Origin of the sequence: Pseudomonas sp. Sample_24, from assembly GCF_004307605.1 — a bacterium.
GTDB lineage: Bacteria > Pseudomonadota > Gammaproteobacteria > Pseudomonadales > Pseudomonadaceae > Aquipseudomonas.
On sequence record NZ_RCNW01000533.1, the window covers coordinates 1 to 11,275 of the forward strand.

Sequence of the window (11,275 nt, forward strand, 5' to 3'; positions counted from 1 at the left end):
TGTTCGAGCTCGAAGCCGGCAGCGATGTCCTCGACAGTCCCCGTTACAACCACGATATCGCGCCGACCAAGGTGCGTGAACGAACCTGGAACAAATGGCACATCACCGCACTGTGGGTCGGCATGGCGATTTGCGTGCCGACCTATACCCTGGGCGGCGTGTTGACCGCGTACTTCGGCCTGAGCGTCGGCGAAGCGCTGTTGGCGATTCTGTTTGCCAACATCATTGTCCTGATTCCACTGACGTTGAATGCCTTCCCCGGTACCAAGTACGGCATCCCGTTTCCGGTGTTGCTGCGGTCGTCCTTTGGCATCCTCGGTTCCAACATTCCGTGCCTGATCCGGGCGCTGGTGGCGTGTGGCTGGTTCGGCATTCAAACGATGTTTGGCGGCCTGGCGATTCATCTGTTCCTCGGTTCGGTGTTCGAGGGCTGGAAATCCCTGGGCGGCACCGGTGAAGTGATTGGTTTCATGGTGTTCTGGGCGCTGAACCTGTGGGTGGTGATTCGCGGCGCCGAGTCGATCAAATGGCTGGAAACCCTTTCTGCACCGTTGTTGGTAGCGGTGGGAGTGGGTCTGTTGGTGTGGGCGATGCCCAATGTCTCGATGACCGAATTGCTGGCGATCCCGGCCAAGCGTCCCGAAGGCGCTGGCGTGGCGAGTTACTTCGCGGCCGGGCTGACGGCGATGGTCGGCTTCTGGGCCACCTTGTCGCTGAACATTCCGGACTTCAGTCGCTACGCAAAAAGCCAGAAGGATCAGATCGTCGGGCAGATCATCGGTCTGCCGCTGACCATGTTTCTGTTCGCGTCCCTGGGCGTGGTGATGACCGCGGCTTCGGTGAAACTGGTGGGGGTGACCGTGTCCGATCCAGTGACCCTGATCGGCCACATCCAGAGCCCGATGTGGGTGGCGCTGGCGATGGCGCTGATCATCATCGCCACACTGTCAACCAATACCGCCGCCAACATCGTGTCGCCGACCAATGACTTCCAGAATATCGCGCCCAAGGTGATCAACCGCACCAACGCCGTGCTGCTGACCGGGTTTGTCGGTCTGGCATTGATGGCCCATGAACTGCTGAAAAAGCTAGGGCTGATCGTCTCGGACATCAGTCTGGAAACCGTCTACTCCAATTGGCTGCTCGGGTATTCCAGCCTGCTTGGGCCGATCGCAGGGATCATGGTGGTGGACTATTTCCTGATCAAGAAACAGCAACTGGATCTCGCCGGGCTGTACCGCGATGACGTCTATCCGGCATGGAACTGGAGCGGCTTCATCGCGTTTGGTGTGCCCGTAGTGCTGACGTTGTTGTCGCTGGGCAGCGACGCGTTCAGCTGGTTCTACAGTTATGGCTGGTTTACCGGCTCGGCGCTGGGCGGGTTGATTTATTACGGGTTGAGTGTGATGCGCCCCAGCCCGTCTGTTGCGAAGACTGCGGTGTGAAGGAGGGCCTCATCGCTGGCAAGCCAGCTCCCACAAGTTTCTCGGGTGTTCACAAAACCCTGTGGGAGCTGCGGTGCGACGATTCGACTTGCCAGCGATGGCGGCCTAAAGCACAGCGCAGAATTGAACTGAACAAATTGATAAGAACAGCCTGAGGAGATCCCCATGAACGCGGCCGTTGACGTTCTGCAGTCCACCCATCAGCACATCGATCGCGATCGTCTATGGCAGTCGCTCATGGAGTTGGCCAAACTCGGCGCCACGGTCAAGGGCGGCGTTTGTCGCCTGGCCCTGACCGATCTGGATCGACAGGCCCGGGACATCTTTGTCAGATGGTGCGAGGAGGCAGGCTGCACTGTCAGCATCGACGCCGTCGGCAACATTTTCGCCCGCCGTGCAGGACGTAACCCGAACCTGCCACCGGTGATGACCGGCAGTCACATCGATACCCAACCCACCGGCGGCAAGTTCGACGGCTGTTTCGGCGTACTGGCCGGCGTTGAAGTACTGCGCACACTGAACGATTTGCAGATAGAGACCGAGGCGCCGCTGGAGGTGGTGGTCTGGACCAACGAAGAGGGCTCGCGCTTCGCGCCATGCATGATGGGTTCCGGGGTGTTCGCGGAAAAATTCACCCTCGAAGAAACCCTGGCCAAGGTCGACGCCGAGGGCGTGACGGTGGGTGAGGCGCTCAACGCCATTGGTTATGCGGGGGAGCGCAAGGTCAGCGGGCACAAGGTCGGGGCTTACTTCGAAGCACACATCGAGCAAGGCCCGATCCTCGAAGACGAACGCAAAACCATCGGCGTAGTGATGGGCGCCCTCGGGCAAAAATGGTTTGACTTGAAACTGCGCGGTGTCGAAGCCCACGCCGGGCCGACGCCGATGCACCTGCGCAAGGACGCCCTGGTCGGCGCCGCGGTGATTGTCGGTGCGGTCAATCGTGCCGCACTCGGCCATCAACCTCACGCCTGCGGCACCGTTGGCTGCCTGCAAGCCTATCCCGGTTCGCGCAATGTCATTCCCGGTGAAGTGCGCATGACTCTGGATTTCCGCCACCTGGAACCGGCACGCCTGGACTCGATGATCGCCGAAGTCCGCGAAGTCATCGAGACCACCTGCGAAGAACATGGCCTGACGTATGAACTGACACCCACCGCCGACTTCCCGCCGTTGTATTTCGACAAAGGTTGCGTCGAAGCCGTGCGCGGTGCCGCTCAAGGCCTGGGCCTGTCGCACATGGACATCGTCAGTGGCGCAGGCCACGACGCGATCTTCCTTGCCGAACTCGGCCCGGCCGGCATGATCTTCGTGCCTTGCGAAGGTGGCATCAGCCATAACGAAATCGAAAACGCCGCACCCGATGACCTGGCCGCCGGCTGCGCGGTGCTGTTGCGGGCGATGCTGGCGGCTTCGGCAGCGGTGGCGAAGGCTGAGCGGTAAACCCTGTAGGAGCGAGCCGCCCGGATCCGGCTCGCTCCTACAGGGGGACAGGTGCGGCGGGGGGGTTATTCGTCGACGTTCATCAACTGCCTCACCCCATCCCACGCCTCGGCGCGCATCCGCTGTACATCCAGCCCCGGAATCACACCGTCATCGACCACCACGCGACCGCCTACCAGGCTGTAGCGCACCGCGATCGGTTCACCCGCCACCACGGGCGCCACGGCAATGTCGTGGAAGCCGAAGAACCGCGGATGGTCCAGGCCATAAACCACCAGGTCCGCCGCTTGGCCCACTTCAAGCGTGCCGACCGCGCCCAGCCCGAGCACCTGCGCACCACCTGCCGTACCCCAGTGAATGACATCTTCGGCCGTGGTGGCTGATGCGCCTTGTTCCGCCCGGTGAATCAACCACGCGGTGTTGGCTTCACCGACCATGCTCCCTGACTCGTTGGAGGCCACGCCATCGACGCCAAGTGAGATCGGTACGCCCGCCTCGAACATCTGCGGGATTGGCGCAACGCCGCTGCCCAAACGCGCATTGCTCACCGGGCAGTGGGAAACGCCGGTGCCGGTTTGCGCGAGCATGCGGATTTCAGCGGGTTGCAGGTGCACCGCATGGGCGAACCAGACGTCCGGGCCGAGCCATTCGTGCTCGGCGACGAACTCCACCGGCAGGCAGTTGTACTTTTCGCGGCAGAAATTCACGTAGTTCTGCGTCTCGGACAGGTGCGTGTGCAAGCGCAAACCGAGGCCACGGGCCGTGTGCGCCAGTTCCCGCAGCAGGGTGGGCGGCAGAGAAAAAGTCGGAGTCGTCGGTGCCACCACCACCCGGCGCATCGCATCCGGAGTGTCCTGGTGATACCGCGACTTCAGGCGTTCGATATCGCCGACCATCTGCTCCAGGGTTTCCGGTTGCAGCGCGGTTTTCGAGAATCCGGGATGGGCGCTGGCGGACTCCAGCGCACCGCCCCGGCACAGCACAAAACGCAGACCGAATTCATCGGCCAGGTCAAACAACAGGTCGCCGGTCTCGGTGGTGCCGTGGGCGTGATAGAGGTAGTGGTGATCGGCGCAGGTCGTTACCCCCGAGAGCAGCAACTCGGCCATTCCCAGTCGTGCGGCGATGCGCGCCAGTTGTGGCGTGAATCGGTTGAGGCGTGGGTAGGGCACGCTGGCCAGCCAGCCTTGCAGGTCTTGATTCAAACCTTCCGGCACGGCTTTGAGCAGGTTCTGGAACAGGTGATGGTGGGTGTTGATCCAGCCCGGATAGACCACCGAGTGACGCGCATCGATGACCCGTTCACCGGGTTGCGCTTCGAGGTTGGCAGCCATTTCGGCGATGCGCCCGTTGACGATTCGAATGTCCACGGCACCGGCCCGGGCACGCGGGCCGCGCAGGCCGGTCATCACCGCCTGCGGGTTTTTGATCAGGATGTTTTGCAGTTGAGTCATGAGTGGCTCCAGTCAGAGGCTGTGGGAAGCGGATTTGCTGGTGGCGGCATCAGGCACGCTGACACCGTTGAGAGCGGCGTTGAGCAACACCGACACCAGGCAGGCGATCACCACGCTGCTGTGCAGGAACGGCTGCGACCACTCGGGAAGTTGCTTGAACAAGGCCGGGGCCAGCACCGGCACCAGGGCGGCGGCGATGGTGAAACCGACGATCAGCACGTTGTAGCGATTGCGCTCGTAGTCGACCTTGGCCAGGGTCTGTATGCCTGCCGCCGCGACCACACCGAACATGGCAATCCCGGCTCCGCCAAGCGCCGCGGTCGGCATCGACGCAATGATCGCGCCGGCCTTGGGCACCAGGGCCACCGAGCACATCAACAAGCCGCTGACGGCCACCACCCAACGACTGCGCACGCCGGTGAGGATCACCAGACCGACGTTTTCCATGAAGGCAATGAACGGAAACGCAGCGAACATCCCGGCGATGGTGCTGGCCAGGCCGTTGGCGCGCAGGCCGTTGATCACCTGTTTGTCTTCCACCGGTTTGTCGACGATGTCGCCGATGGCCACGAACAGGCCCATGGACTCGACCATCTGCACGATCATCACCACCACCATGGTGGCAATGGGGATCAGGCTGAAGGTCGGCAGGCCGAAATAGAACGGGTAGGGCACGGTCAGCCAGGGGGATTCCTGCACGCTGTGAAAGCTGCCCATGCCCAGCCCATAGGCGAGCCCCGCACCCACCAGCATGCCCACCAGCACCGCCATGTTGCGCAGCATCGGGCTGCCATAGCGGTTGACCAGCAGGATGGTGAGCAACACCACCGCTGCCACCGCAAGGTAGGCCGGTGCGCCGAAATCAGCGGCATGACGCCCGCCGCCGACCCACTCATAGGCAATCGGAAACAGCTGCAAGCCGATCACCGTGACAATGCACCCGGTGACTACCGGCGGAAAGAACCGCCGCAAGCGTCCCACGAACGGCGCGGCGAGCATGGTGAAAATCCCCGCGCCGATCACCGCCCCGCAAACCCCGGCGAAACCGACCTCCGGGTTGCTGCCGATGGCGATGACGGGGCCGACGCTGCTGAAGGCCACGCCCTGGAGGATCGGCAGGCGCACGCCGAATTTCCAGAAACCGACGGTTTGCAGGAGGGTGGCGATGCCGGAACAGAACAGCGTGGTGCTGATCAACACCACCGTGTCGGCCTGTGACATCTTCAAGGCGCTGGCGACAATCAACGGCACGGCGATGGCGCCGATGTACGAGACGGCCATGTGTTGCAGGCCGAGGGTGAGCATTTGTCGTACCGATAACACCTGGTCGACGGGATGGAGGGTGACGGGTTTTGCAGGGGTAGTGGCTGACGACATGGGGAAACACCTCTTGCTGTTTTTATGCTGTAGAGAGGGGTATTCGTTCTGATGCCAATTGCGGGAACGCCATCGATCACTGTGGTAGCTGGCTTGCCAGCGATAGCGGTCTGATAGTCGAAAAGAAAGTGACTGTCCGCCCTTATCGCTGGCAAGCCAGCGCCCACAGGTTTTGCGGCGTTCTTTCGGACTGGCATCAGTCATTCGTGTGCCCCGGAACCGCCATCCACCGGCTCCGATGCCTTTGTTCAGCCTGCCAGGCAGGCGGCAAAGCCCTGGTTCAACGCTGCGCGGTCCAGGTCGCGGCCGATGAACACGATCTTGCTGGAGCGCGGTTCGCTGCCCCACAGGGTTGATGCGCGGAACTCGACGAGGCTGTGCACGCCCTGCAGCACATAACGCTGATCCTGATCGGCGACCGCCAGCACACCTTTCATGCGGTACAGGTTGTCGGCCTGCTCGGTGCGCAACTGGGTGATCCAGCGGTGGAAGTCGCCCAGGTTGACCGCGCCGTCCACGGCGATGCCTACCGACGACACGCTTGGGTCGTGGTCATGATCCAGATCGTCATGATCGTGATGGTGCTCATCGGCGTGATGATCGTGCTCGGCGCCGATTTCCATGAGTTTTTGCGTGGACTCGAAGGCGCCGATGCCGAGGATCCTGGTCAAGTCGATTTCGGCGTAGCTGCAAGTCACCAGATCCGCCGTGGCGTTGAGGCCGCGGATCTTGTCGCTCAGGGACGCCACTTCGGCGGCGCTGACCAGGTCGACCTTGTTGATGACAATACGGTCGGCGCAGACAATCTGGTCCACCGCCTGATTGTCCACGCCATCGAGTTGCAGGTCTTCCAGGTGCTGGGCGATGTGCTTGGCGTCGACCATGGTGACGATGGCGTCGAGTTCGACTTCATCGGCAATCGGGTCATTGATGAAAAAGCTCTGGGCCACCGGATACGGGTCAGCCAGGCCACTGGTTTCGATCAGGATGTGATCGAGCCGCACCGGGCGCGCCACCAGTTCGCGGACGATGCGCACCAAATCCTCGCGGACTTCGGCGGTGCAGCACACGCAGCCGTTGACCATCTCGTAGATTTCTTCGGTTTCGGAGCTGAGCACCAAATCACCGTCGATGCCGACTTCGCCGAATTCGTTTTCGATCACGGCGATTTTTCGGCCATGGTTCTCTTTAAGGATGTAGTTGAGCAGGGTGGTTTTGCCGGCGCCGAGGAACCCGGTGAGGATGGTCACCGGGATTTTGGTGTTCGGGGTCGGGGCGTTGAAGGGCGTGTTCATGTGATGCTCCTTGCCTGTGTTATTTGTCGGAATGCGATCCACTGTGGGAGCTGGCTTGCCAGCGATTGCGGTATTTCATTCAGCAGAGATGGCAACTGATCTACCGCTATCGCGAGCAAGCTCGCTCCCACAGGGTTTTGTGTGTTCGCCCCAGCGCATCGCAGTGCCCGCATCGAGCCCAAACAGATCGAGGACCCGGCCGAGGCTGTGATCGACCATTTGCGCAAGGTCTTGCGGGCGGGCGTAGAAGGCCGGGACGGGCGGGGCGATGATGCCGCCCATTTCGGTCACGGCGGTCATGTTGCGCAGATGGGCGAGGGTCAGCGGAGTCTCCCGGGCCATCAACACCAGCGTGCGGCGCTCCTTGAGTGTGACGTCGGCCGCGCGACCGATCAGGCCCGATGAAGTGCCGGTGGCGATTTCCGCCAGGGTGCGCATGGAACACGGCGCAACGACCATGCCCAGGCAGCGGAACGAACCGCTGGCGATCCCGGCGGCCACATCGTCAGCGCGGTGGTAGTGGCTGGCTAGCGCAGTGACGTCGGCCAGCTTGTAGTCGGTTTCGTGGGCCATGGTCAGCAGCGCCGCGCGGCTGATGATCAAGTGGCTTTCGATGCCCAGTTCGGCGAGCAATTGCAGCAGGCGCACGCCATAGATGAAACCCGATGCACCGCTGATGCCCACCACCATGCGCTGGCGATTCATGACGCAAAGCTCCTGAGCAGATTGCGCGCGCGCTCCAGCACATCCTGGTCGAGCTGCGCCTTGATCCCGTCGAATCCTGAACCGCGCGTAGCGTCCAGGCCCATGCGCGAAGTGGTGCCGTTGACCGAGGAGGAAGGGTCCAGCGGGCTGCCGGGCAAACCGTCGATGACGAACAGGTCCTGGTGCGGCTGGAAGTGGGTGGCCAGCGCCCACAGCACCTGGCTGTCGTCGCTGATGTCGATATCGCTGTCCACCGCGATCACGGTTTTCAGATACGGGTCCCAGCCGAGCAACGCCAGCATGATCTGCCGTGCCTCGCCGTCACGGCTCTGGTCCAGCGCCACGTAGCAGTGAAAATGCGTGCCGGAATTCGGGTAATGCACGGCCGTCACGGCGGGGAAACGGGCCTTGAGCTTTTCACTCATCTCCGCTTCCCTTGGCAGTCGCGCCAGGGTCAGGTGCTCGGCATAACGACCACCGACCACATCCACCAACCAGGCGTCCTTGCGCCGCATCAGGGTGTCGACCCGCAGCACATTGTTGGTCGAGCGATCCGAGGAATAGCCGCTGAATTCACCGAACGGACCTTCTTCGGCATAGGCCGCCGGGTCAATGGCGCCTTCCAGGACGAATTCCGCGTACGCCGGCACGCCGATGCCATAGCGCGGGGTTTTCACCAGCTCGAGCGGCGCACCGAACAAGCCCCCGGCCACTGCGCGCTCATCGCTGCCGAAGGGCAAGCGTGCGGCAGCGGCGAGCATGAACAATGGGTGCGCACCGACCACCATGGCCACGCGCAATTCTTCGCCACGCTCGCGGGCGGTTTGCAGCATGCGCCACAAGTGGCCGCGCGAATGCAGGCTGGTGGCCAGGGTCTGCCGGGCATGGCGCATCGAGCGGTGATAGCTCATGTTGGCGATGCCGGTGAGCGGGTCTTCGGCGATGATGATCGCGTTGGTGATGTATGGCCCGCGGTCACTGGCGAAATGCTTGAGCATCGGCAGCAATGCCAGGTCCACGGCTTCGCCTTCGAAGATTTCATCCAGCACTGGGCCGCTTTCCACGTAGCGCGGGGCGATGGGGTTATTGGCGCGTTGCTGGAAAGTTTCGTGCAGTTGCGCCGGGGCAACGCCGAACATCCGGGCGATTCGGCTGCGGGAAGCGAACAGGTTGGTGACCACGGGGGCGCCGAAGTTGCCGACTTTTTCGCAAATCAGCAGGGGATCGCGACCTTGTGAGGTCAAGGCATCGACCAGGGCGGTGACGTCCTGATCGGCAGAAAGGCAATGTTGGACGGCCAGCACATCGTCCGGGTACTGCCGGCGATAGGCATCTAGAAAGTCGTGAAAATCCTGGGTATCGCCGAGCGTCGAGAGGGTCATGGTTTCACCTCCATGTAGGCGCGAGCCTTGCTCGCGATGGTTTTAAAGACAACGCGGGATTCCAGACAGCACGGCGTCATCGTTGACCTCCATCGCGAGCAGGCTCGCTCCTACAGGTTTTGCGGGTTAGAGGTACGTCGTGGTCAGACGAATGTCCGCCTCGATCAGGTCCTTGGGCGGCGGCGTCGGTTCGATGCCGCACAGCCGGGCGATGTTGTTGCCCAGGTAATCCTCAAGGTGGTCCTCGTCGATGCCCAGGCCTTGCGGTGCGGGTGAGCACAACACTTCCAGTTCGCGCAGCCACATGCCCGGTTCGTTCGGTGGCGAATCGGTGCCGAACACGATCTTGTTGCGTGGCAGGTCCTTGGCGAACTCGACGATCCGCGACTGGAAACACCAGCCGGATTCGCAGTAGACGTTTGGCGTGTCCATGGCCATCCAGAACGCCTCGAATGAGTAGTTGCCGCCGGTCTGGATGCCGAAGTGGCCGATGATGAAGTTGACCATCGGGAACTCACGGATGATCGGGTAGAACATCGTCGGAATGGTGTACGGCCCGTCACCGGTGTGGATCAGCACCACGATGTTGTACTTGGCGCAGACTTTCATGGCCGGACGCAGCCAGTCCAGCGCCCGGTCCGGGCGATAGCCGTGCATGTTGGCGTGCAGCTTGAGCATCTTGAAGCCGTATTCCTTGATATGGAATTCCAGCTCCGCCGCGCCGTTTTCCGGTCCCCAGCGCGGGTTGAAGTTGAAGTTGCCGATGAAGCGGTCCGGGTACTTCACGCACAACTCAGCGACGTACGACATGTAATCGCGCACGCCCTCGCGGCCCCGACGGTTACCGTCGCGATAACCGGTGTTGCCCGGTGGCGGCTGGATGAAGCCCATGTCGATACGGCGCGGTTTGCCATTGATCATGTAAGGGCCGTCCATCAGCTTGAGCATGCGCTCGCCGGTGAACGGTTCGCCGGTGTGGCGCCAGGCCTCGTCGACCAGGTTGGTGGGGTGCAGATGGGTATCGATAATCATCGGTTCAGCTCCTGGCCAGTTGCGTGGTGACGGGACGCTTGAGTTGCGCCTGTGCTTCGCTGACCGAGCGTGGCGGCGGGGTCGGTTCGAGGCCGATCATCCGGGCAGTGTTGTTGCCCAGGTATTCTTCCAGGGTGTCCTCGTCGAGGTTCAGGCCCTGCGGCGGCTCGTGGCACAACACTTCGAGCAGGCGCAGCCACATGCCCGGTTCGTTCGGCGGGGTGTCGGTGCCGAACAGAATCTTGTGGGTCGGCAGGACCTTGGCGAATTCGACGATCCGTGATTGCAGGCACCAGCCCGATTCGCAGTAGACATTGGGCAGCTCCATCGCCCATTGCATCGGTTCGAACACGTAGACGCCACCGGTCTGCACGCCAAAGTGCGCCATGATGAAATCGACGTTGGGGAACTCCTTGATCATCGGCACCCATTCCGAGGGGATGCTGTAAGGCCCGTCGCCGGTGTGCAGCTTGACCGGGATGCCCAGCTCGGCGCATTTCTCGAAGGCCGGGCGCACCCAGTCCAGCGCACGGTCCGGGCGGTAGGCGTGCATGTTGGCCTGCATCTGGACCATCTTGAAACCGTGTTCCTTGACGTAGCGTTCGATCGCCTCGACGCCGTTTTCCACGCCGCAGCGCGGGTTGTAGACGAAGCAGCCGATGAAGCGGTCCGGGTAGGTCTGGACCATTTTCAGTGTGTAGGCCATGTACGCGTCGATGGACTCGCGGCCGCTGAGGTCGCCGTCGGTCCAGGTGTAGATGGTGTTGCCCTGCGGTGGCTGGATGAAGGCTTTGTCGATGCGGCGAGGCTTGCCGTTGACCATGTACGGGCCATCCATCATCTCCAGCAGACGCTCGCCGGTGAACGGGTCACCGTCATGCCTCCAGGCGAGGTCCACCAGATCGGTGGGATAGCAGCTGATATCGATGATCATTGAAGTCGATCTCCTGATAGCGGGGAAGGGAACCTTGCGGTTCACAGCAGCCACGTCCCGGGCAATCGGCCATTTCTATGCGCAAAGACTCACGCATTCCCTCGCCTGGTCGCATCCGGCTCGGGACGCTGGCTGCTTGGGGGGAAGTATTGGAAGGGGGTGTCGGGTTCGTACAATATTAATTGGGCGGGGGTTTGATATGCGTTCG

At 62.1% G+C, this 11,275-nt stretch carries 9 protein-coding genes; 2 read left to right on the forward strand and 7 right to left on the reverse strand.

Annotation, left to right across the window (positions count from 1 at the left end; all coding sequences use genetic code 11):
• Together D8V06_RS29905 and D8V06_RS29910 are read left to right on the forward strand one after the other, a co-directional pair.
• On the forward strand, positions 1–1,445 hold a 1,445-nt coding region (locus tag D8V06_RS29905; protein WP_130932389.1), incomplete at its 5' end, for an NCS1 family nucleobase:cation symporter-1.
• 165 nt (positions 1,446–1,610) lie between these two features.
• Positions 1,611–2,888, forward strand: a complete 1,278-nt coding sequence (locus D8V06_RS29910) for a Zn-dependent hydrolase (protein ID WP_056852871.1) — start codon at positions 1,611–1,613, stop codon at positions 2,886–2,888.
• Positions 2,889–2,953: 65 nt separating this feature from the next.
• Here the strand turns inward: D8V06_RS29910 and D8V06_RS29915 are convergent, their stop codons facing one another.
• The 7 genes from D8V06_RS29915 to D8V06_RS29945 all read right to left on the reverse strand — a co-directional run bounded on the left by D8V06_RS29915 (position 2,954) and on the right by D8V06_RS29945 (position 11,067).
• Positions 2,954–4,342 carry an amidohydrolase family protein gene (locus tag D8V06_RS29915; RefSeq protein ID WP_130932390.1) on the reverse strand — a complete coding sequence of 463 codons (1,389 nt, stop codon included), beginning with the start codon at positions 4,340–4,342 and terminating at the stop codon, positions 2,954–2,956.
• A gap of 12 nt (positions 4,343–4,354) precedes the next feature.
• Positions 4,355–5,719: a nucleobase:cation symporter-2 family protein gene (locus D8V06_RS29920; RefSeq protein ID WP_056852869.1), complete on the reverse strand. Its 1,365-nt coding sequence runs from the start codon at positions 5,717–5,719 to the stop codon at positions 4,355–4,357.
• A 248-nt stretch (positions 5,720–5,967) separates the two neighbouring features.
• On the reverse strand, positions 5,968–7,014 hold the full coding sequence (locus D8V06_RS29925) for a GTP-binding protein (protein ID WP_130932391.1): 1,047 nt from the start codon (positions 7,012–7,014) through the stop codon (positions 5,968–5,970).
• A gap of 75 nt (positions 7,015–7,089) precedes the next feature.
• Positions 7,090–7,719, reverse strand: coding sequence for a UbiX family flavin prenyltransferase (locus tag D8V06_RS29930; RefSeq protein WP_130906426.1), 630 nt, complete (start codon positions 7,717–7,719; stop codon positions 7,090–7,092).
• The gene (locus D8V06_RS29935; RefSeq protein WP_130904774.1) at positions 7,716–9,101 is read right to left on the reverse strand and encodes a UbiD family decarboxylase; all 1,386 of its coding nucleotides are present in this window, start codon (positions 9,099–9,101) and stop codon (positions 7,716–7,718) included. The genes D8V06_RS29930 and D8V06_RS29935 overlap by 4 nt, the downstream gene beginning before the upstream one ends.
• A gap of 126 nt (positions 9,102–9,227) precedes the next feature.
• Positions 9,228–10,133 carry an amidohydrolase family protein gene (locus D8V06_RS29940; RefSeq protein ID WP_053158646.1) on the reverse strand — a complete coding sequence of 302 codons (906 nt, stop codon included), beginning with the start codon at positions 10,131–10,133 and terminating at the stop codon, positions 9,228–9,230.
• Positions 10,134–10,137: 4 nt separating this feature from the next.
• Positions 10,138–11,067, reverse strand: a complete 930-nt coding sequence (locus D8V06_RS29945) for an amidohydrolase family protein (protein ID WP_056852865.1) — start codon at positions 11,065–11,067, stop codon at positions 10,138–10,140.
• Positions 11,068–11,275 lie beyond the last annotated feature (208 nt).